A 22,829-nucleotide genomic window follows, 5' to 3' on the forward strand; every position below is an offset into this window, starting at 1 on the left:
GCCGGGCGATGACATCACGGACCCGCACGCCCGGCCGGAACGCCTCGGCCAGGATCTCCAGCTTCTCCGCGTCCGACCAGCTCCGTCGGCCCGATACCCGGCCGACCACCTCCACACGACCAGTCGTACGAGCGCTCGTACGACCAGTCTCAGAACCGAAAACTTCCCGCACCGCCCGCGCCCTCGTCAAAGACGATAAGCATCCCGGCTACGGCCAAACGGGCAAGGCGGCCCTCAGGCCACGCTTACTCTTCATGACGGCCGGGCAGGTCAGCGACTATACCGGCGCGGCCGCGCTGCTCGACGATCTGCCCAAGGCGCAGGGCTACTCGGTGACCGCGGCTACGACGCCGACTGGTTTAGGGACGCGCTCCAGGCCAAAGGCATCCAGGCCTGCATCCCGGGCCGCCGATCGAGAAACCAGCCAGTCCGATACGACAAGCGACGCTACCGGCGTCGTAGCCGCATTGAGATCATGTTCGGCCGCCTCAACGACTGGCGACGTGTCGCCACCCGCTACGACCGTTGCCCCACAGCATTCTTCTCCGCCGTCGCCCTTGCTGCAACCGTCATCTTCTGGCTCTGATCAATCAGTCCTGACCCTAAAGGGACGGGGTTCGGGGGCGCCCATGAGGTGAGTCTTCGTTGCAGCGGCACTTAGCGGACTCGCAGACATGACGAGCGAGCGGCCTGTCACCGTCACGCACCATGACGCGCTTCGACGATCGATATCGGGTCATTGACAGCCGCAATCACGACCACCCGCGGTTGCAGGCTGACGAGCGTTGCCAATCCTTGTCACGACATATCGACCACGGCCCCGGTCGCAACGACTGCACCCGTCGGCTGGCCGGTTGGCGAACCGCCCACCGGCTCGATCGACACCGCCAGCACCTCGTCTGGCGTCGGCAGGCGCGCGTTCTTCAGGAGCGCCGGAGCCACCGCACCGGGGGCAAGAAGGCCGAGGGGGCGGGGCACCTTGTCGCCGCCGATGCGCCAGAGTTCCGCTACCCGATCGGCCGGCACGACGATTGTCGCCGTCAATCGAACCGAGCCGTCACGCCGATCTACCAAAGCGGCGACTGGCGCCTGCTGTGCCCCTTCGGTCGGAGCGAGCACCGCGACGAGCGGGCGCACCGGCGCGGGGGTGACCGGCGGTACGATGGCCTTCGTTACGGTGAGCAGCGCGACCAGCGAGGCGGCGACCGCGCCTGCCGCCGCACCGCCCGCGAACCAGCGCCAGCGAGGTCTGATGACGGCCACCGGCTCGGGCGTCGGCTTCGCATCCGGCAACGCGATTCGCGCCAGCAGGCCCGCGGGCGGTTCGACCGGGTCGTAGCCCTGCAGCAACGCGGCGAACCTGTCGCGCCACCACGCCACCTCCATGGCAAATTCGCTGTCCGCCAGCATCCGCTCCACCGCCGCCGCGCGTTCCGCGCCGTCGAGCAGCCCAAGCGCCAGTTCGGCGGCATCGACCTGGTCGTCAGGCGTCATGGTGCATGCACTTTTTGAGTTGGAGGAGCGAGCGGCGCACGATACTCTTCATCGTCGCCAGCGGCACGCCCTCGCGCTGCGCGACGTCCTTGTAGGTAAGGCCGTCGAGAAAGGCGGTGCTGATCGCGCGTCGCGGCCGCTCGCCCAAAAGTTCGAGGCATTCGCGCAGGCGATCGGCCTCCTCGTCGACAATCATCGCCTCGTCCGCGGCGATCGCGGGATCGGCGCGTTCGGTCGGTGGCGCAAGCGTTTCCTCGGTCGTCGGTGGCGGCCGATCGTTTGCGCGGCGCCAGTCGATCGCCCGGTTGCGAGCGATCGTCGCCAGCCACGTGATCGGGCTGGCCCGCTGCGGCTCGAACGTCGCCGCCCGCCGCCATACGATGAGATACACCTCCTGTAGCACATCCTCCGCCGCCTGCCGTTCGCCGCAGATACGAAGGCACACGCCGAACAGCTTCGCCGCGCTCATCTGATAGACGCGGGCGAAGGCGGTCCTGTCCGCCATGCCGGTCGCGACGAGCGCCGCGGCAAGGGTTTCGCGGCGGGCCGACCGGTCGATTGCGTCGGGGCGTTCGCTGGGTTCAAGCAATCCTCGTCCCTTCCGCCACAATCTTTTTTCCGGCCGCAGTGCATCCGTGTCGAATTGGCATTCGTAGCTGAAATCGCCCGCACGACAAGAAGCGTTCCGACCCCTTGCGGGCGCCAGGGAGGTGCCGAGTGACGACGCAGCAGGATCTGGTCATCGACGCGCTGGATGCGCGCGTCGAGCGACGGCATAATCGCAGGGCGCTGTTCACCGCCGCATTGGGTGCCGCGGCAGTCGGCTCCGCGTTCGCCTACAGCGACCCGGCGAGGGCGCAATCGGCGGTGACGGACGCGGACGTCCTCAACTTCGCGCTCAACCTCGAATATCTCGAAGCCCAATTCTATCTCTTCGCCGTCAACGGCACCGGCCTGACAGCGGCGCAGACCGCCAGCGGCAGCGGAACCGCGGGCGGATCGGTGACGGGAGGCCGCCGCGTCGATTTCACCGGCGATCCGATCGTCGGCGCCTATGCGCGCGAGATCGCGGCGGACGAAGCGGCGCATGTCGACTTCCTGCGCCGGAATCTCGCGGCCTCCGCGGTCGCGATGCCCAACATCAACATCTCCGGCGACGCGAACGGCGCGTTTACCACCGCCGCGCGCGCGGCGGGCGTCGTGGGTCCGAACGACACGTTCGATCCCTACTCCTCGCCCAACAACTTCCTGCTGGGCGCTTTCATCTTCGAGGATGTCGGCGTCACTGCTTACAAGGGCGCGGCCCCACTGCTGTTGAACAAGACCTTTCTGGAGGCCGCGGCAGGCATCCTGGCGGTGGAAGCGTATCATGCCGCCATCGTCCGCACGACGCTCTACGCCCGGGGCGTGCAGGCGCTGGTCGACGCGACCGAACTCATTTCCAGGGCGAGAGACGGGCTGGACGGCAGCCCGACCGAGGATCGCGTCCGTGGCATCGCGCCGGACGACGACCAGGGTATCGCACCATCGGGCAGCGGCAATACGCTGACGTCGAACATCGCGCCGCTCAATGCCAACGGCCTCGCCTACAGCCGCACGCCCGGTCAGGTGCTCAACATCGTATACCTGAACGCGGCGTCCACGACGATGGGCGGCTTCTTCCCCAATGGCGTCAACGGAAACATCCGCTCGACCACGTGACCGGCCAATCCGGTTTCAGACCCAGCGGTTTTCCCATTGCAGGACGTTTCCCATGATCGACCATCGCCAAGCCCTCGATATCCTGGCCGCCGCCGACGCGCGGCGCAGTGCACGACGACAGTTCCTGAAGGTAGCGGGCGGCGGCACGCTCGCGCTCGGCGGCGCCAGCCTGCTGTCGGGTTGTTTTGATGCGGAAGGCGACGACGCCCCAAGGCCGACCCCCACGCCGACCCCAACCCCCGCCGCGGTGACGGACAGCGACATCCTCAACCTCGCGCTCAACCTCGAGTATCTCGAGGCGCAATTCTATCTTTTCGCCGTTAACGGCACAGGCCTGTCGGCGGCGCAGATCGCCAGCGGCAGCGGTGCGGCCGGTGGCACGGTCACCGGCGGCGCGCGGGTGGATTTCTCCCGCGATCCGCTCGTCGGCGCCTATGCGCGCGAGATTGCGGCGGATGAGGCGGCGCACGTAGACTTTCTGCGTGCCGCGCTCGGCTCCGCTGCGGTGGCGATGCCCAACATCAACATTTCGGGCGACGCGAACGGTGCATTCACCGCAGCGGCGCGCGCCGCCGGGGTGATCGGGGCGAACGAAACGTTCGATCCCTATGCCACGCCGGAGAACTTCCTGCTTGGCGCCTATATCTTCGAAGACGTCGGCGTCACCGCCTACAAGGGCGCGGCGCCTTTGTTGAGCAGCAAGGTGTTCCTGGAGGCAGCGGCCGGAATTCTGGCGGCGGAATCCTACCACGCCGGGCTGGTACGCACGGTACTCTATGCGAAGGGCATCAACACGCCCGCGCTCATCACCGCCAGCAACCGAATCTCTGACGCGCGCGACGCGCTCGACCAGGGCGGGGATACTGACCAGGGTCTGACCGGTACCGGGGGGGTGGCGAATCTGGTGCCCGCCGACGCCGACGCGATCGCCTACAGCCGCAACAGTCGTCAGGTGCACAACATCGTCTATCTCAACGCGACGGGCGCCAATTTGAACGGCGGCGGCTTCTTCCCCAACGGGACGAACAACCCCAATCCCACGCTGCGGGTGGGTCTCCCCTGATGCGCCGGGCCGTCACCGGCCGGCCATGTCTTCTCCCGGCGGGCGCATCGAGTGCGCCCGCCGCAGCCACGTCAAAAAGGGATCATCGCATGAAGATCATCGCTCTTGCCGCGGGCGCCGCCGCCGCGCTCGTTGCCCTACCCGCCGCCGCACAGGACGATGCGGGCTTCAATGGGCTCTACGTCGGTGCCGCCGGCGGCTATGACGTGCAGTCGAACGATCGCAATTCGCGCATCCTGTTCGACCGCAACCTCGACGGTCGGTACGGTGACGTCGTGCGCACCGGCTCCGGTGCGGATGCCTTCGGTCCCGGTTTCTGCAACGGCGCCGCGCGCAACCAGTTGAGCCCCGCAAACGGCGGATCATGCGCCAACGATCGCGACGACTGGGCCTATTACGGGCGCGTCGGTCTCGACACGCAGCGCGGGCGGCTCGTCGTCGGCGTGGTGGGCGAGTTCGGCACGACCAACATCACTGACTCGGTTACCGCATTCTCCGGTACCCCCGCCAGCTACGTGTTCAGTCGCGGCATCGACTGGGAAGCGGGCATCCGCGCGCGCGCCGGGTTCACGCCGAACGACACGACGTTGTTCTACGGCACCTTCGGCCCCGGCTACGCCCGGATCGATCGCGCCTTCGGCTCGACCAACCTGACCAATACCTTTACCGGCAGCGGCAAGCGCAACCAGTTCGGCATCCAGGGCGGTGGCGGCGTGGAGCAGCGCATCGGCCGCTTCTCGATCGGGCTGGAATATCTCTACCACCAGTATCGCGACGACGATTACGTCGTGCGAGCTGCGGGACCAGCCGGAACACCGTTCACCAACGCGGCGAACGGTGGCACCACTGCCGGCACCGACTTCCGCCGCAGCGATGAACAATTCCGTTGGCATTCGATGCGTGCCACGGTCGGCTTTCGCTTCTGACAACGCGACATCCGATTGCCGGGGACATTTCAAGCCTCGGCAATCGGAAGTTCGCCACGGCCCGATCGCTACGGATACGGGCGCTATCTGGTATTCCGGCCAGCGACGAGTGCCAGCCGTTCAAAGCCGCTCGTAGATGAAGGCCCGCTTACGATATCCGGTTCCCAACAGGCGGGACGGCCATCACGTCTGATGAAAGGCGTTCGAGGCGCCCACCTTGCGGCCTGAGTAGACGTCCGCTTACCCGCAATCGCCGCCGAAAGCGGTCATGCCGCTTTGCGATCGTTCAGGACGAAGTCACCGCTGCTCGTAAGCCGCCACTCGTTCATATTCGCTCTTTCGACGTCCTCGCCTGATGAGGATTGACTGCCACCCACTGGAATGCGTCCACCGTCTCGCCGCGTGGCTGATAGCGGATACGGCAGACGCGGCCCTCCCGCCTCAGGTCCAGCGTCACATAGGCTTGCTGATCGCCCTGCAGCGCATCCTGTGGGAATCCGTTGAGAATTTCGTCGCCGTTGCGCAGGCCGGCCCGCGCTGCGTTGGAGCCGACGACCAGGCCACGGACGATCTTGGGCCTGGCTTGCAGCGAGGCCATGTCGAAGCCTAGGTCGTAGCGACGCAGCGGGCGTATGACGCGGCGGAATCTCGGCCCATAGGCGTTGGACGGCGGCAGCACGATCTGACCGGCCAGCATCGCGTCGAGATCGGCGATGCCCTTATCGCCAAGCTGGGCTTTAAGCAGCGATCGATACAGCGCCTCGTTCATCGCGCCACCGCCACGCCGCGTCGCCAGCATCGCCCGCACGATGTCGTCAAGCGAACGCTTGCCGCCCGACTTCGCCCGGATCTGCGCATCCACCGTTTCAAAATACAGCGACCCGCGGTCGTAGGGCAGCACGCGCACCCGCGTATCGCGCCAAAAGCCGTCCGGGATCTCGGCATTGGGCGTCGTGATCTTGATGTTGGTGTAATAGCGCGCCGCCGTCTCGTTGAGGTCCTTCAGGAAGTCGTCGGCGGAAATCATGCCCGCGCGGTACGGCAGCGTCCGTTGGTAATGTACCGCCAGCCCCTCGCCGAACCATGACCGGTCGAGCCCGCCGGCACCGTCCATCGATCCGTCGAGCGAATTGACCCAGCTGTGCAGCATCTCGTGCGCGAGTAGCGAACGAAGGTCGTCGGGCCTGGACGTTTGGTTGAACGTATAGGCGAAACTGTCGGTCAGGCCGATGCCACTGCCCGGATTGCGGATGTTGGTGCGCCCGAACACGCCGAAGCTCATCGGCGTGTAGCCGAAGAAGCTACCGTAGAAGCGATGCAGCTTCCCTGCCCAGGTCATCAGCGGCGCCATCGCGAACGGGGGGGCACCCTGCCAGGCGGCGAAGAAGCCATCCCGCTCCGGTCCCGCAGTGCCGGGACGCCCGCCCATGTAATAGGCAGACGCGAGTGACGGCGCGGGCAGCGCCGCCGGCGTCGTGACGTCGCCAAGGCCGAAGCTCGACGCGCCAGTGCCGCCCGCGCCGAAGCGCGAGAAATCCCACTGCACCTCGACCCGACGCGGCGTACGATCCGTCGGCAGCAGAAGGAAGGCGTTGCCCGCCGCGGAAAAGGTGTCCCGCTCCGTCCGCATCTCATATTGCGGCAGCGCCAGCGCCGGCGCGGCGGCATCGATCGGGACGCGGTAGCGCACGGTCATCGCGCCCACGACGGCTCTTGAGGCACGCCAGCGCCTGGTGGTGTTCGAAGCGTCCTCAGCGACGTCCAGCTCAGTCACCACGATCGGGCCGGCGGCATCCGCGAAAGCGAGCGACTGCAGATCCTTGCCGCTTGTGACGACCGTGTTGGCAACCAGCGGCAGTTCGAACAGCGGCTCGCCCGCTGCGGCATGGAGTGCGTCCACGACCAATGTCACGTCAACGAAAGGGATGTTCTGCTGCGCGTCCGGTGCGGCCGGTGCGATCCGGACGACCAGATGCGGCGCGTCGTCCGCCGGCGCGGCACCGGCGAGGAGCAGCGTTGCAAGCGCCGAACAGAAGCGCAGCATTCGACCGGTCATGGCGTTTTCCCCAATTGGTGGGGTCAATCTAACCTCGGGCACAGGCGAAATCCTGCCGCAAGCGTCTCCGCCCGGCCGAAGCGCTGCATAGCCTATTCGCGAACCGCGCCGATTGCCGCAGCCTCATGCCGACGGCAACGGCAGGCGATGCGTGCATTTGACCTCCGACAAGGTGGCGATGGAACGGATATCCTCGACGCCGGGCAGGCGCAGCAGCGTGCGGAAGGTAAAGTTCTGATACCAGGCCATGCTGGGCGCGAGCACCTTGAGCATCAAGTCCATCTCGCCGAACAGCGTATAGGCCTCGGTGATCTCCGGAATGTCCTCCACGGCGCGCATGAACCGGTCGCGCGCCTCGTCGCTCAGCCGACCCATCTTGAGCTGGGCGAAGATGTACATGCTTTCGCCGAACTTCTCGCGGTCGAGCACTGCGACCTGCGCCTTGATATAGCCCTCTTCCTTCAGCCGCTGGATGCGCCGCCAGCATGGCGATTGCGACAGGCCGACGCGATCGGCGATCTCGCTCGACGATTCGGAGGCGTCGATTTGCAGGCGGTCAAGGATCTTGAGGTCCAGGCGGTCGAGGGCATCGGCCATGATTATGCGCGGTTCCGGCAAATTGGGGATTGAAGCTGCCGCCACTCCACCACGAGTCCGTCCGATCGACAAGCTTTTGCGCGGGAAGGAAGATAGCCTGCCGGTGGGGCAGATGAGGATCGAACATGACGCGCGACGACCTGACGATCTTCGACAGCGCGGGCGTGCGTGCCGGGCTTTCCTATCCTGATTGCATTCGTGTGGTGCGCGATGCGATGCAGGCCCTGTCCGCCGGGACGACCCGCCAGTTGCTCCGCACGATGCTTTCGCTGGGACCGGGCCGCACCTTCGCGCAGATGCCGGGCGCACTGGGCGAACAGGACATGTTCGGCACCAAGACGATCAGCGTCTTCGCCGACCCGCAGTCCGGACAGCGCCGTCACCGAGGCGTCGTGGTGCTGTTCGAACCGAGCGAAGGTCGCCTGGTCGCGATCGCGGATGCAGAGGAGATCACCCATATCCGTACCGCCGCCGCCACCGCGGTCGCGACCGACGCGCTCGCCCGCACGGATGCGACGACGCTGCTGATCGTCGGCACCGGCGGGCAGGCGCATACCCATCTCCACGCGCTCCCGCTGGTCCGTCGTTTCGATCGGGTGCTGATCTGGGGCCGCTCGCCCGCCAAGGCGGATGCACTTGTCGCCGCCTTTCCGCACCTGCCCTGCGAACGCGCGAGCGACCTTGCGGCCGCCACCCGCGCCGCTGATGTCGTCTGCACGCTGACTGCCGCCGCAGAGCCGCTGATCCACGGCGACTGGGTCCAGCCCGGTACGCACGTCAACCTCGTCGGATCGAGCGGCCCAGGGCCGGTGGAGGTAGACAGCGCCCTCGTCGCCAAAAGCCGCTACATCCCTGACAGCACCGCTTCCGCGCGGGATGCCGCCGCCGAATTCCTCATCGCGCGCGATGCCGGTCTCGTTACCGACGATCACATCGTCGCGGAGATCGGCGAGGTGCTGCTCGGCCACGTGCCCGGCCGCACGCGCGAGACCGACATCACCGTCTATAAGTCGCTGGGCCATGCCGTGCAGGATATCGCCGCCGCCGCCCACCTCTATCGGAGTTCGCTGCGCGCATGATCTCTCTGACCCTCCACACCTTTCTCGCCACGCTCCTCGCCGGCGCCGCCCCGGTCGCGGCGCAGACCGTGGAACGCCTGTCGGTGATCGCCAACGGCGAGAAGGTCGGCAGCGTCGCGGCGACGCAGACCGGCGACCATGTTGCGATCCACTATGACGTGAAGAACAACGGCCGCGGCCCGACGATGGACGAGGCGATCGACCTGGGGCCGGACGGCCTGCCACGGCGCTGGACGCTCGACGGCAAGGCGACCTTCGGCGGGGATGTCCACGAACGCTTCGCGCGCGACGGCGCCACCGCGCGCTGGAGCGACGCGATGGGCGCGCGAGAGGCGTCGGTCAGCGGCACCGCGCTCTACATCGGTCAGTCCGCCAGCCCCTGGGCGCTCGGCCTCTACGCACGCGCGCTGCTCAAGGCTCCGGGCGGCACCCTGCGGGCACTGCCCGGCGGCCAGCTGCACATCGATCCGCTTGGACCCTCGACCATCGGCGGCGCGCGCTACCAGGCCTATGCGATCAGCGGCATCGATCTGTCGCCCGAGATGATCCTGCTCGATGCCGCGGGCGCGCTGTTCGCGGTGCTCGACACCGGCGGCGCGACGGTGCGCGAAGGTCACGAAGGCGACGTTCCTGCGCTCGCCGCGCTCGCGACGCGACTGACGGCGGAGCGCTACGCCGTCCTGCAACAGCGCTTCGCCCACCGCTTCGACGCGCCGGTGCGCATCCGCAACGTCCGCGTCTTCGATCCGGTCAGCGGCACGCGCGGTGGGCCTGTCTCGGTCGTCTTCGCCGACGGGCGCATCACCGGCATCCAGCCGCTCGAGGCTCCGGCTCCTCCCGGGGAGGCGACGATCGACGGTGCCGGCGGCACGCTCATGCCGGGGCTGCACGACATGCACGCGCATGTCAGCCTCGAATCCGCGCTGCTCTACCTCGCGGCCGGCGTCACCGCGGTGCGCGACATGGGCAACGACAACGCGTTCCTGCCCGACCTCATCCATCGCATCGACGCAGGCGAGGTCGCCGGCCCACGTATCACGCCCAACGGCTTCCTCGAAGGGCGCAGCCCCTATTCCGCCCGGCTTGGCATCGTCGCGGACAGCGAAGCGGCGGCGCTCGATGCGGTGCGCTGGTATGCCGCGCGCGGCTATTGGCAGATCAAGATTTACAACAGCATGAACCCCGGCTGGGTGCCGGCGATCACGCGTGAGGCGCACCGCCTCGACATGACCGTGACCGGCCACATTCCCGCTTTCACCAATGCCGATGCGATGATCGGCGCGGGCTATGACGAGGTGACGCACGTCAACCAGCTGATGCTCGGCTGGGTGCTCGGTCCCAGGGAGGACACGCGCACGCCCTTGCGGCTCACCGCGATGAAGCGCACCGCGACGCTCGACCTCGCCTCTCCACGCGTGCAGCACACGATCGAGCTGATGGCGGCGCGTCAGATCGCGCACGATCCGACCGCGGTGACGCTGGAACTGCTGATGGGCGGCCGCGACGGCAAGCCCAATCCGGCCGTCGCCGATTATATCGACCACCTGCCGATCGGCCTGCAACGCCGCCGCCGCCAGGCGATCGCGCCGATCGCGGGGCCGGCAGACGCCACCGCCTACGACGGCGCGATGGTCAAGGTGAGGCAGGTGCTCAAGCTGCTCCACGACCGCGGCATCCGGCTGCTCCCCGGCACCGACGATCAGACCGGCCTGTCGGTGCATCGCGAGTTGCAGATCTATGCCGAGGCGGGGATTCCGACGCCCGACGTGCTGCGCCTCGCGACGCTGGAGCCTGAGCGCTATCTGGGGCGCGATCAGCAGCTCGGGACGATCGCGCGCGGCAAGCTCGCCGATTTCGTCCTTCTGCCGGGCGACCCGACGCGCGACCTGCGCGAGCTCCACCGCATCGCCCTGGTGGTGAAGGACGGCACTCTCTACTTCCCGTCGGAGATCTACCCGGCGTTCGGCGTCAAACCCTTTGCGCCCGCTCCCAGACTGATCCCGCCGCCGCCCGCGTCGATGGCAACCGGCTCCGGCCCGGCGCATGACGCGATGGATGAATTCTAAAACGGTCGCCGCTGTTTTGTGCGGGCGGAGCCACACCCGAGCTTTCCGTGTCCTCCGCCCCAATCCCTTCCTTCGCCGCCTCGCGTGAACAGGGAGCGGTGCGACCAAACGATCACCAGAGCTGGATCACCGCCCCGCCGCCAGCGCCGCGACAAAGCGGTGAAGGTCGGCGCTGAGCGCTGCCAGCGCGTCTGGGTCTTCGAAGGCGGAATGGCCCGAAGGGTAGCGGTGGAAGACAATGCGGTCTGCCGGTACGCCGTTCTGCTCGATCGCGAACTGGCCGGCGTAGACGGGCGTCGTGATGTCGTAATAGCCGCCCGCCGCGAACGCGCGCAGTGTCGGCTTCGCCGCCATCGCCGCTCTCAGATAGGGTGCGAACGATGTGGCGCGGTAACTGCCGCCATATTCCTTGTCCCAGTTCCATGTGAAGTTGATGCCGAGGTTGAGGCTGCGATAGCCACTCGGCAGCGCATAGCCGAGCTCGTCGCGCAGATACGTCTCGATCGTCGTCGCCGTCCCCGATCCCAGCGACATCGACGGATCGTCGAACGGCGGCCGCATGTTGCTCGCAGCGATCGCCCGCGTCGCGCGCCCGTCGAGCTGTCCGGTCCTGAGGCCTTTCGCCGCCAGCAGCCCAAGCATGAAGTCGCGCCGCTCCAGCCGGAGGTCGAGCGCTGCCAGGGTCGCCGCAGGAATGCCGATCAGCGCCGCCATGCGCGCCGCGACCCGCTGCTTCTCCGCCATGGGCAGCGCCGGCCCCTGCATCAGCGCCGCGGCATAATCGGTCTGCGCGAAGTGCAGCGCCGCGTCATACCATTGCGCGACGCTCTGGCCGGCACGATCGACCGCGCCGTGATACCAGGCGACCGCCGCCAGCGTCGGCAGCAGCACTGCATCTGACACCACCGGCCCGTCGCTGTCGCCGATCGACAGCGACAGCAGCACGACGCCATCGGGCAGCGGCGCCTTCGCCTTCATGCTTTCGTTGAGGATCGCTAGCGCCCGCGACGTGCCATAGCTCTCGCCCACCAGCAGCACGGGCGACCCCGTCCGCCCGTTCGCCGCCAGCCAGCCCGAGATCATCGCCGCGACACCGCGCGCATCGCCGCCAACGCCGAAATAGGCGGACGCATCCGCGCCCTTGATCGGCATCGATGCGCCGGTGCCGACCGGGTCGATGAAGACGAGATCGGCGACGTCGAGCAAGGTGAAGCGATTGTCTTCAAGATGCGCCGCCGCGCCGCTGCCGACCATCCGCCGGGGCCCGAACGCCTGCATGTGCAGCGGCGACGACGACGCGCCCGGCCCGCCGTTGAACACGAACAGCACCGGCCGTTGCCCGGACGCGCGCGGTATGTCGGAGACATAGGCATAGCTGACGCCAATCGCGACCGGCGCACCGTCAGGGCCCGGCATCGCCTGTTCGCTGACGATCGCGTGATAGGCGATGGGCTTTCCGCCGAGCGTGATGCGATGCCGCGTCGTCACCACCCGCGTGCTCGGACCATCGCGCGGCACCATCGGCTCCATCGCGCGCAGGAAGGCCGGCGACATCGGCGCATCGCCGCCGTCTTGCGCCAGAAGCGCGGCGGGCGTGGCGGCAAGGACCAGAGCGACGGCATGGTAGGGGAGGCGGCGCATCGGGCTTTCCTTCGAAGATCAGGCGCGCGGCAGCGCGGCGAGCAGGCGTTCGATATCGTCCAGCGTGTTGAACACCGACGGGCTGACGCGGAAGCGGTTGCGCGACAGGGTGATCTGCACCTTCGCGGCCTTGAGCGGCGCGGCGAGCCGCTCGCGCGCACCCTCGACAATGCAGGTGACGAGTGGGGTGCGGCTGTCGGGCGGCGTCACCACCCGATAGCCGCGGCTCGCCAGTCCCTCGTGCAGCCGGCGCAAGAGCGGCAGGCGATAGGCGGTGATGCGATCGACGCCGAGATCGAGGATATGCGCGAGCGACCAGTCGAGCATCGCCGAGACGGTGTGGGCATGCGTGCCGCCTGCGAACAGACCCTCCATGTCGGCACGCGGCGTCACGTCGGCGACGGGATAGTCCGCGCTCGTCGGCGGAGGATCGAACGGATAGACGTGCGGGTCGAACCGATCGAGCTGGTAATAACCGTATCGCGTCCGCCGCAACCGATCGTGCAGGTCGGCGCGGACGTAGAGGAAGCCCAGGCCGAAATCCCCCATCAGCCATTTATAGCTGGCGCAGGCGGCAAAATCGACGTTGCTCGCCCGCACGTCGACCGGCACCGCGCCGGCGGCATGGATGATGTCGGCATAGACCAGCGCGCCCCTCGCATGCGCGATGTCGCACACGCGTTTGAGGTCGTGCTCGAAACCGTTGTAGGTCGACACCAGCGACAGCGCGACGAGCCGCGTCCCCGGCACCACCGCACGTTCGATATCGTCGATCGCGATCCGGTTCTCGCGTGGTCGCAGCCAGACGACGTCGACGCCCTGCTTCGCCAGCTCCTCGTAGAGATAGAAGGAGCCGAAAAAGTGCAGCGTGTCGGTGACGATACGGCCCTTCTCGTGCGGGAAGCCGAGCGCGTCGATGATCGCCTGCTCGCCCGCCGTGGTGCTCTGGACGAAGGCGATTTCCGCCGGCGTCGCGTTGATGAGCCGCGCGAAGTTCGCCTTCACCCGCCCCTCGACCGTATCGGTAGGGAAATAGCCGTCCATCGTCGCGCGCTGCGCGAGGTACGCACGCGCTGCCTCGCGTGCGCCGATCGGCACCGGATGCATCGTCCCGGAATCCAGATACGTCCCCGGCATGGCGGCGAAGTTCGTGCGATCCGGCAGAGTGGCGGGCGCCGCATCGGCTTGCATTGCCAAGGGCAGGGTAGCGGTTCCCGCCAAAACGCGCCGCCGCGTCACGCCTGCACTGATCATCGAGACCCCCATGGGTGCAACCTAGCCGATCACCGTCGCATAGAAGTTGCGTGTTGCAGGCGCCGGCATCGGCACGACTTCACCGAGATCCGGCACGACGGGCCATGTGCGCATAATTCTGCCGTGCCGTATCCGCTAACTCTCGACGGATGCAGGGAGATATCACGATGATCCGCTCGGTGGTAATTGCGCTGATGTTGGCGGCGATCGGCGCGCCAGCCGCGGCGGCGGTCTGTGCGCCCGACGCGACGGAGACGCGCCATAGCGCCATGATCGGCGGTCGGCGGCTCGACTATGTCGCCTGCGTCGGCGCACTTCCGGTCCGTGTCGGGGCGGCGACCGCGCGGATCGTCTACACCGCGTACCTGGTCCCCGGCGCCCGACGCCCGCTCAGCTTCGTCTGGAACGGCGGCCCCGGCGCGGATTCCCGCACGCTGCAATTCCACGCGATCGGCCCGCGCATCATCCGAGGCGGCGCGCTCGCCGACAACCCGGCGAGCCCACTCGCCCGCACCGACCTCGTCTTCGTCGATCCGGTCGGCACCGGGTTCAGTCGCGCCGACACGCCGGCCAAGGCGAGCGCATTCTACGGCACGCTCGCCGACATCGCCTCGACGGCATCCTTCATCCGCGACTTCCGCCAGCGCTATCGCCGCACCCGCAACCCACTAACCCTCGTCGGCGAGAGCTTCGGCACGTGGCGCGCCGCAGGCGTGGCAGAGGCTCTGATCGACGCGCACATTCCGGTCGTCGGCCTCGCGCTGATCTCGGGCGGTATCCCGCTTGGCGAAGAACGGGGCGGTGAACGACGCCGTGCACTGTCGCTCGTCAATCGCGCGGCCACCGCCTTCGCGCTCGGCAAGCTGACACCCGACCTGCAGCGCGACCAGGGCGCCACCCTCGCCGAAGTCCAGCGCTGGGCCGATACGATCTACGCCCCGGCCCTTGCCGATCCCGCCGGGCTGAACGCCTCCGCGCGCGCCGCTCTCGTCAACCGGCTTGCCCGCTATCAGGGGCTCGATCCTGCGGCGATCGACACGAAGACACTCTGGGTTTCCCCCCGCGACTTTCGCACTCGTCTGCTGGGAACGGAAGGCAAGACGCTCGGCATCTTCGACATGCGCCAGACCGCCAGGGCGGCGCGCGGCGAGGAAGACGCGCTTGTCCTCGCCTATTACCGGACCGACCTGCGTTACGGCGCCGGCCGCTACGCCGGTATCGACGCGCCCGCTGAGGACGTCGGCGGCCAATGGCGCTACGACCAGTCGCCGATCACCAAGGAGTCGCTCGCCCGCGCCACGGCCGGCGAAGGACCGCCGAGCGCATCGCAGCCCTGGATTCAGCGTGGCATGGCCAAGGACCGCGCGCTGCGCGTATGGGTTGCGACCGGTCTCTACGATTCGCTGAACAGTTGTGCCGGCAACACCGCCACCGTCGCCGCGCTGCCCGCAGCCATTCGCGTTCGCTTTATCCTGCGCTGCTTTGCCGGCGGTCACATGATGTATGAAGATCCTCACGAAACTCGGCGCTTCGGCGACGAACTCGCCGCCTTTCTAGGCGCAGGCGCATAATTTTTGCAGGAACCCCGATCGGTGCGATCGATGCCGGCCTGAACCGCGCGTTGCGGCAGCATCAACGCAAAAAAGTGCCCGACCACGCCCGCTATCCTTGTCGGCAGGGCGCAAGGCCGACGGCAGGCGCCGCGGACCCGCGCGGGGCGATACGAAGGGGGCTTCATGCAAACGACGCATAACGGGATGATCCGTGGGTGGATGGCTTCGACCGCGGTGCTCGCCGCGCTAATCGCGGTGCCGGCCGCCGCCCAGCAGGCGCCGATGCCATCATCCACCGACGGCTCCATCGCGAATAGCGCGGCGGCCCTGCAAGACGGGCCGCAAGCCGACAGCTCGGATACGATCGTCGTTACCGGGTCGCGCATCCGCCGCGCCGGTCTCGACAATGCCGCACCCGTCGCAGAGATCACGTCGCAGGCGATCACCGATCGCGGCTTCATCACGGCCGCCGATGCCCTCAACAACCTTCCTTCCAACGCGCCTGTACTGAACCAGGCCGATGGCAGCGGCAATTCGAGCGGCCCCGGCTATCAGGCACCGAACCTCTTCAATCTCGGACCGGGGCGCACGCTGACCCTGTTCAACGGCCGGCGCATGGTGACGAGCGGGTCTGGCATCGGTGCCGGCGACGGCGTCGGCAACGCTTTCGTCGACGCCAACATCATCCCTCTGGGTCTGCTCGATAGGGTCGAAGTCTATCAGGGCGGCGGCGCCGCGGTCTACGGCTCCGATGCGATCGCCGGCGTCGTCAACTACATCGTCAAGAAGGACTTTGCGGGGCTCGAACTCGACGCGCAGAACGGCATCTCCAGCCGCGGCGACTATGCAACGCACAGTCTGCGCGCGACCGCCGGCCGCAACTTCGGCGACGGCCGCGGCAACGTCGCCATCGACCTTGGCTATTCGAAGTCGCCGACGCTGATGTTCTCGGCACGCCCGCTCTCCAATCTCGGCCGCCTCACCGTCAGCAATTCCGCCGACACCGGCCCCGCCGACGGCATCCCCGCGGTCAAGGAAATCTTCAACGCCGCCTTCTGGCCGTTCAACGCCAATGGCGTGATCTTCACCCGCCCTGCACCGGTGCAGCCGTTCCTTGCGCGCAGCGGCGGCAACGCCCTGCAATTCGCTCCTGATGGCAGCGTCGTTCCCTACAATACCGGCGCGATCCAGGGCATTCCCTTCGCCTCGGGCGGCGACGGCTTCAAATATCAGGCGCTCGCCGGCCTGCGCACCGGGGTGGAGCGCTACACGGCGAACCTCGTCGGCCATTACGACCTGACCGATCACCTCACCCTCTCGACCGAGCTGCTCTATGCGCGCACCACCGGCACCGAGATTCCGCAGGGCAACAGCTACACGACCCTCAATGCCGGCTCGTACAGCGGGCCGATTGCGTTCACGATCGCCAATCCCTTCCTGACGGCGCAGGCGCGTACTCTGCTGAGTGGCGCCAGCGCCGCCTTCGCCAGCGGTGCGCCGCTCTACCTCTCCAAGTATTTCTACGATCTGACCCCCTCGAACGACCAGACCACCCGCACCGACACCTATCGCGCCGCGCTGGCGCTCAACGGCGACTTCGACGTCGGCAGCCGCAACTTCTACTGGTCGCTCGCCGGCAGCTACGCCCGCGTCGACGGTGCGCAACGGAGCTGGCAGGTCGTCAACAACCGCTTCCAGAACGCGATCAGCGCGGTCGCGAGCGGCGGCCAGATCGTCTGCGCGATCAACGCCGACGCGACCGTCGCGAACGACGATGCCGCCTGTGCGCCGATCAATCCGTTCGGCGACGGCAATGTCAGCGCCGCCGCGCGCAACTACGTCAGCACCCGCGCCGGCATCGACTGGAAGAACGAACAGGTGGACCTGCTCGCGACGCTGGGTGGCACGGTCGCCAGGCTGCCGATGGGCAATGCCGACTTCAGCATCGCTTACGAGCACCGCGACGAACGCGCGCGCTTCGATCCGCTCGCCGCCAACCGCGCCGGCAGCTTCGGCACCGGGGTGCGCCAGATCGCGCAATCGGGCGCCTACAATACCGACGAGGCCTCCGCCGAGCTGATTGTACCGCTCGTCGGCAAGGACTTCACGCTGCCGCTCGTCCGCCTGCTCGAGGCGACGGGCGCGTTCCGCTACGTTGATAACAGCTATGCCGGGCACCAGAACGTCTGGGATCTCGGCCTGCGCTGGGAGGTGGTGCGCGGCGTCACGCTCCGCGGCTCGCGCAGCCGCAATTTCCGCGCGCCGACGCTCACGCAACTGCTTGCGCCCTCGTCGAGCGGGCTCAATTCGACCGGCTTCGACCCGTGCGACGCCGACCGGATCGCCAGCGGCCCCAATCCTGCCCAGCGGCGTGCGAGCTGCCTCGCCCTCTTTACCGCCAATCCGGGTTATGGCGTTGACGCCGATGGCACCGGCGTAGGGCTAAGCGCCGACGCGCGCCTCGCCCGCTTCCAGGACCCGTCCGAGAATTTTCAGCGGGCGACGGTGACCACCGGCGGCAACACCGCCTTGCGCAACGAGATTTCGAACACCTGGACCTATGGCATCCTGCTCCAGCCGCGTTTCGTCCCGGGCCTCACGATCAGCGCCGATCGGATCGAGATCGACCTGAGGGACGGCCTGTCCGCCTTCACCACCGCCGATTTCGCCGCCGCCTGCTACGACGATCCCGATCCCGCCGCCGGCGTGTGCAGCGCCTTCACCCGTCTCGCGACCAGCGATGGGCTAAGCCCCGGCGGAACGATCGTCACCGGCACCACCACCACGTTCAACGCCGGCGTGATCCGCTACCGCGGCGAGAATTACGTGATCGACTATCAGTTCGCCCCCGGCGACCTACTCGGCGGCGGCGACCTCGGCAGGCTGCAGCTGACGGCGGCGGCGACGCACACCACCCTGCTTACCACCTCGGTGACCGGCACCACCTTTGCGCGTACCGACGGCACCTATCTGTCGCCGACCTGGGTCGGGCGGTTCAACGCCGCCTGGAGCAAGGGGCCGCTCCGGCTCACCTACCAGCTGCAATATCGCGACCGGACCGCGGCGGGCGCCAACGTGTCGATCGAGACGACACCCAATCCCGTCCTCGCCCGCAACATCGTCCACGACGTGTCGGCGCAGGTCGATATCGGCACGGTGGCGTTGCGCCTCGGCGTCGACAATCTGACCGACAAGGACCCGTCTTATCCGCAGATCGCCTATGGCGACATCCTCGGCCGGCGCTTCTACGCCGGCGCGCGGATCAAGCTCAATTGATGGCACCGCCCGGTCGTTCGCGGCCGGGCGGCCCGCCCACCATGCCTCCTGACGCGCGGACCCTCGAGATGATCCGGCCGGACGAACCCGACCACGCCTTCGCGACCAGCGCGCCATGGGCACGCGAATCCTATTCACATTGGGTGCGCCGGGTGATCCGCGCCGTCCGGTCGGAGCGCAATCTGCTCGTCGGCCTGTTCGACAGTTCGGTGCCCGAACCCGTGGACCAGCTGCGCCGGATCATTGCGGACGGCTTCGGCGACACGATTACCTCGCGCTACACCAGCGCCTTCACCAACGGAAACCCCTATGTCGTTGCCGAGCTCGCGCGAGCCTATGGGGTTCCGGCGCAACGGATTGTCTGCACCACGGGCGCGACGGGTGCGCTGTCGCTAATCTATCGCGCCATGCTGGCGCCGGGCGAGCGGGTGCTGGTGGAATCCCCGGGCTTCGACCTGTTCCACACAATTGCCGAGACCTATGGTTACGGCGTCGACCGCTTCGCGCGGCATGGCGACGATTTCGCGATCGACGTCGCGGGGCTGGAGGCGGCAATCACACCGGCGACGCGGCTGATCGTGCTATCCAACCTCCACAATCCGTCGGGCATGGCCTTGCCCCCCGGCACGCTCTCGGCGATCGGGGCGCTGGCGAAGGCGCGCGGCATCCACGTGATCGTCGACGAGGTCTATGGCGACTATGTCGATCCCGCCTCGCGCCCGCCGCCCGCCTCGCGGATGGGACCCGCGCTGATCAGCATCAGCAGCCTCACCAAGTCGCACGGTCTCAGCACGCTGCGCTGCGGATGGATCGTCGGTGCGCAGGAGCCGATCGCCCGCATCCGCGGCCTTGCCGAAGAAATCGACTTCGGCGTGTCCAACCTCTCGCACGCCGTCGCCGCGCTGGTGCTCGAGCACCCCGACATCTTCGAGGATTATCGCGCCGGCGTCATGCGCCGGGCGCGGCCGATCATGGAATCCTACCACGCGCATTGGCGCGAACACGGCTTGGTCACCGGCGCGCTGCCGCCGTTCGGCTGCATCGCCTTTCCGCGGCTGGTCGGGATCGACGACACCGTGCGTTTCTCCGAATGGCTGGCGGACCGCTGCGGCGTCGTCGTCGCGCCGGGCGAGTATTTTGGCGCGGCGGGGCATATCCGCATCGGTTTCGCGCGGGCACCAGCGGATGTCGATTACGGCTTGCAGGCGCTGACCGACGGGCTGATCCGCTATCGCGACCGGCATGACAGGGGGATCGCATAAGATGATACGGCGCGCGCTATGGGGATGGGCCATGCTGATCGCCGGAGCCGCCGCCTCGGCGCAGCCGCTGCCCACGCCGACGATCAGGGCGCGTAGCGACCAGAGCGCGGTGATCGCCGGCCGGCGCCTCGCCTATACCGCCGAGGTCGGCGTGGTGCCGGTCGCCAGCCGGCCCGGCCGAGAGGATGCGACCGCGGGCTATATCTCCTACAGCGTGCCCGCGCGGCGCGAGCGGCCGGTGCTGTTCGTCTTCAATGGCGGCCCCGGTGCCGCCTCCGCCTACCTCCACATGGGGGCGCTGGGGCCATTGCGTGCGCAGGTGCCTCAGGACCCAGGTGCGCCGCTGCCCACTGCCGCCACCGTCGCGCCCAACCCGGACACGCTTCTCGACGTCGCCGATCTCGTCTTCCTCGATCCACCCGGTACAGGCTTTTCGTTGCTGCCGGCGGACGCCGACCTCGCCGTCTACCGGTCGGTCGATGGCGATGCCGACGCGGTCGCGCAGCTCGCCCGCGCCTGGCTGTCCGCGCACGGCCGCACAGGGGCGCCGATCTATATTCTCGGCGAGAGCTACGGCACGATCCGCGCCGCAGCGATGGTCGATGCGCTGCGTCGGCAGGATGCCACACTGAAGCTCGCCGGCGTGCTGCTGCTCGGCCAGGCGCTCAACATGATCGAGACCTCGCAGCGACCGGGCAATGTCGTTACCTATCCGGTGGCGCTGCCGACGCTCGCCGCGATCGCCTGCTATCATCATGTCCGTGCCGCCCCATGCACGCCCGAGGGCAGTGCGCGTGAGGCCGCCGCTTATGCCGAAACCTATCTCGCCGCGCTGTTCCGAGGCCGCGCATTGGAGTCCGCCGATCGCGCCGCCATCGCGGCGCGGCTAGAGGGGCTGACCGGCATATCGCGCGATTATTATCTCGCCCACGGCCTGCGCATTTCCAAGGAGCGCTTCCGCGTCGAGCTGTTGCGCGCGCAAGGGCGGGTGCTCGGTCGCTACGATGCGCGCTACACGGCGCAGCGAGCGGCGGATGCCGGCGACACCGTCGGCCCTGACGCCTTTTCGCCCGTGTCAGACCTCTACGGCAAGGCGGTAGTGGAGCAGCTTTCCCGGATCGGCGTCACCGATGCGACCGCCTATCGCTTGATCGTGCGCGGTGAGGACGACTGGCGCTACGGTTCTGGCGACTCACCGTTCAACGACTGGCCGTTCATGGCCCGGCTCGAACGGGCGATGGCGGCGGTGCCCGCAATGCGCCTGTTCGTCGGAACCGGCCTCTACGACCTCACCACGACGGTCGGCGCGGCGGACTATCTCCTCGCGCAAAGCAACCTCGCGCCCGACCGGTTCCGCAACCGCCGCTACCCCGCGGGCCATGTCGCCTATTCGGACGATACCAGCTGGCGCCTGCTGATGCGCGACCTGCGTGCCTTCCTTGCGGACGGGCCCGCCCGATGAGCGATGCGAGCCTCGCCAAGGGCATCGACCTGTGGGGGGTCGTCGCGCTGGGGCTCGGCACCGCGGTCGGTGTGTCGATATTCTCGGCGATCGCGCCCGCCGCCCGCATCGCCGGCCCGGCGATGCTGCTGTCGGCGCTGCTCGCGGCGCTGCCGATGTACCTGATCGCGATCAGCTACGCCTTCTTGGGTTCGGCATGCCCCGTTTCCGGCGCGTCGATCGTCTGGCCCACCCGGTTCCTTCATCCGGCTTGGGGTTTCTACATCGGCTGGGCGCGCATCGTCGCCAACCTCGGTGCGATCGTCGTGCTGGCGCTGGTGCTCGTCCGCTACGCCTCGATGCTGGTGCCGCTGCCGACCAAACCGACGATGCTCGCCGTCATGCTGCTCGCGCTCGTCGCCAACCTGTTCGGCGTCCATGTCGCCACGCGGGTGCAAAAGGTGCTGCTTGTCGGCATGCTGTCGCTGTTCGCGGTCTTCGTCGTCTGGGGCGGTACGAGTGCGGTAGATCCCGCCCGGCTGCGACCGCTGTTCCCCAACGGCGTGCACGGCATGATCGCGGCGACGCCGCTGCTGATGGGGCTGTTCTTCGGCATCGAGGCCGCGACCGAGGCCGGGGCGGAGGTCGCCGATGGCCGCCGCACCATCCCGCTCGGCATCGCGCTGTCAATCGGATCGGCGACGCTCCTCTACCTTGCCGTCGGCTTCGTCGCGCTGGGGGTACTCGGCGGCGACGCGCTGGGCGCCAGCGACGCGCCCATCCTCGATGCAGCCAAACGCTTCATGGGTCCAACCGCGACGCCGCTGATTGTCCTGGCGGCGGTCTTGTCGATCGGCAAGTCGCTCAACGCGCTGTTCGCGATGTTCAGCCGGAGCCTTTATGCGATGGGCGTGTCCGGCATGCTGCCGCGCGCGCTGGGCCGGGTACATCCGCGTTGGCGGACGCCGCATGTCGCGCTGTTCGCGGTCTTCCTGCTCGGTTGCGTCGGCCTGCTCCTGCCGATGGAACTTACCTTTCTGTTTTTGGCGGTGAACATCCCCAACCTCATCAAATACGGCAGCATCTGCCTCGTCGCCGCACGGATCGTCGACCGCCATCCCGACGTATATGACGCAGCTGCGTTCAAGTTCGGCCGTCGTGCGATGCGGCGGCTCGGCTATGCCGGTGCGGCCTGTGCTGCGATTTTGATCTTCCTCGGCTTAGAGGCGGATTGGCGACCCTACCTCCTACTTCTCGTCTGGATGCTCTGCGGCTGGTGTTATTCCATCGCTTTCAGGGTGAAGACCCACTGATCGAAGGCAGGAGATGACGGTCGTTCACGCCAACGTTCACAACCACTTCAGCCTGGAACGCCACCTCATCGATCGACAGACTTACCGGGAATGACGCTCCGCCGCGC

16 protein-coding genes and 1 pseudogene are annotated in these 22,829 nt (G+C 67.7%); 11 read left to right on the forward strand and 6 right to left on the reverse strand.

Annotation, left to right across the window (positions count from 1 at the left end; translation table 11 throughout):
• Positions 1-313: 313 nt before the first annotated feature.
• Positions 314-586: pseudogene (locus COA17_RS10665) on the forward strand (transposase); the annotation flags it as partial.
• Positions 587-798: 212 nt separating this feature from the next.
• On the opposite strand, the gene COA17_RS10670 reads toward COA17_RS10665, so the two are convergent.
• Positions 799-1,494 (reverse strand): anti-sigma factor, encoded by a 696-nt coding sequence (locus COA17_RS10670; protein ID WP_096612318.1) that lies wholly within the window; start codon positions 1,492-1,494, stop codon positions 799-801.
• Positions 1,484-2,083: a sigma-70 family RNA polymerase sigma factor gene (locus COA17_RS10675; RefSeq protein WP_245857680.1), complete on the reverse strand. Its 600-nt coding sequence runs from the start codon at positions 2,081-2,083 to the stop codon at positions 1,484-1,486. Before COA17_RS10675 ends, COA17_RS10670 begins: the two co-directional genes overlap by 11 nt.
• 128 nt (positions 2,084-2,211) lie before the next feature.
• On the opposite strand from COA17_RS10675, the gene COA17_RS10680 reads away from it, so the two are divergent.
• From COA17_RS10680 to COA17_RS10690, 3 genes are all read left to right on the forward strand, one after another.
• The gene (locus tag COA17_RS10680) at positions 2,212-3,195 is read left to right on the forward strand and encodes a ferritin-like domain-containing protein (protein ID WP_096612320.1); all 984 of its coding nucleotides are present in this window, start codon (positions 2,212-2,214) and stop codon (positions 3,193-3,195) included.
• Between the two features lie 52 nt (positions 3,196-3,247).
• Positions 3,248-4,258: a ferritin-like domain-containing protein gene (locus COA17_RS10685; RefSeq protein WP_096612322.1), complete on the forward strand. Its 1,011-nt coding sequence runs from the start codon at positions 3,248-3,250 to the stop codon at positions 4,256-4,258.
• 89 nt (positions 4,259-4,347) lie between these two features.
• Positions 4,348-5,184 carry an outer membrane protein gene (locus COA17_RS10690; protein ID WP_096612324.1) on the forward strand — a complete coding sequence of 279 codons (837 nt, stop codon included), beginning with the start codon at positions 4,348-4,350 and terminating at the stop codon, positions 5,182-5,184.
• Between the two features lie 325 nt (positions 5,185-5,509).
• Here the strand turns inward: COA17_RS10690 and COA17_RS10695 are convergent, their stop codons facing one another.
• Entirely contained in the window at positions 5,510-7,282 is a 1,773-nt protein-coding gene (locus tag COA17_RS10695) for a M61 family metallopeptidase (RefSeq protein ID WP_245857681.1), read from the reverse strand.
• A gap of 81 nt (positions 7,283-7,363) precedes the next feature.
• Positions 7,364-7,837: an Lrp/AsnC family transcriptional regulator gene (locus COA17_RS10700; RefSeq protein ID WP_096612328.1), complete on the reverse strand. Its 474-nt coding sequence runs from the start codon at positions 7,835-7,837 to the stop codon at positions 7,364-7,366.
• 125 nt (positions 7,838-7,962) lie between these two features.
• On the opposite strand from COA17_RS10700, the gene COA17_RS10705 reads away from it, so the two are divergent.
• Positions 7,963-8,916 (forward strand): ornithine cyclodeaminase family protein, encoded by a 954-nt coding sequence (locus tag COA17_RS10705; RefSeq protein WP_096612330.1) that lies wholly within the window; start codon positions 7,963-7,965, stop codon positions 8,914-8,916.
• On the forward strand, positions 8,913-10,982 hold the full coding sequence (locus tag COA17_RS10710; RefSeq protein ID WP_096612332.1) for an amidohydrolase family protein: 2,070 nt from the start codon (positions 8,913-8,915) through the stop codon (positions 10,980-10,982). Before COA17_RS10705 ends, COA17_RS10710 begins: the two co-directional genes overlap by 4 nt.
• A 126-nt stretch (positions 10,983-11,108) precedes the next feature.
• Here the strand turns inward: COA17_RS10710 and COA17_RS10715 are convergent, their stop codons facing one another.
• Positions 11,109-12,623 (reverse strand): S10 family serine carboxypeptidase-like protein, encoded by a 1,515-nt coding sequence (locus COA17_RS10715; RefSeq protein WP_245857684.1) that lies wholly within the window; start codon positions 12,621-12,623, stop codon positions 11,109-11,111.
• An 18-nt stretch (positions 12,624-12,641) separates the two neighbouring features.
• Positions 12,642-13,814: an aminotransferase class V-fold PLP-dependent enzyme gene (locus tag COA17_RS10720; RefSeq protein ID WP_245857748.1), complete on the reverse strand. Its 1,173-nt coding sequence runs from the start codon at positions 13,812-13,814 to the stop codon at positions 12,642-12,644.
• 230 nt (positions 13,815-14,044) lie between these two features.
• Here COA17_RS10720 and COA17_RS10725 point away from each other — a divergent pair, with 230 nt between their 5' ends.
• The 5 genes from COA17_RS10725 (at position 14,045) to COA17_RS10745 (ending at position 22,722) form a co-directional block, all read left to right on the forward strand.
• Positions 14,045-15,448, forward strand: coding sequence for a S10 family serine carboxypeptidase-like protein (locus tag COA17_RS10725; protein ID WP_245857686.1), 1,404 nt, complete (start codon positions 14,045-14,047; stop codon positions 15,446-15,448).
• A gap of 165 nt (positions 15,449-15,613) precedes the next feature.
• Entirely contained in the window at positions 15,614-18,706 is a 3,093-nt protein-coding gene (locus tag COA17_RS10730) for a TonB-dependent receptor plug domain-containing protein (RefSeq protein ID WP_245857688.1), read from the forward strand.
• 68 nt (positions 18,707-18,774) lie between these two features.
• Positions 18,775-19,968 (forward strand): pyridoxal phosphate-dependent aminotransferase, encoded by a 1,194-nt coding sequence (locus COA17_RS10735; protein ID WP_096612336.1) that lies wholly within the window; start codon positions 18,775-18,777, stop codon positions 19,966-19,968.
• A 31-nt stretch (positions 19,969-19,999) separates the two neighbouring features.
• Positions 20,000-21,430, forward strand: coding sequence for a S10 family serine carboxypeptidase-like protein (locus tag COA17_RS10740; RefSeq protein WP_176484871.1), 1,431 nt, complete (start codon positions 20,000-20,002; stop codon positions 21,428-21,430).
• A complete protein-coding gene (locus tag COA17_RS10745) occupies positions 21,427-22,722 on the forward strand; it encodes an APC family permease (protein ID WP_096612340.1) in 1,296 nt (431 codons plus the stop codon). The genes COA17_RS10740 and COA17_RS10745 overlap by 4 nt, the downstream gene beginning before the upstream one ends.
• Positions 22,723-22,829 lie beyond the last annotated feature (107 nt).

Source organism: Sphingomonas ginsenosidimutans (assembly GCF_002374835.1).
GTDB classification, from domain to species: Bacteria; Pseudomonadota; Alphaproteobacteria; order Sphingomonadales; family Sphingomonadaceae; genus Sphingomonas; species Sphingomonas ginsenosidimutans.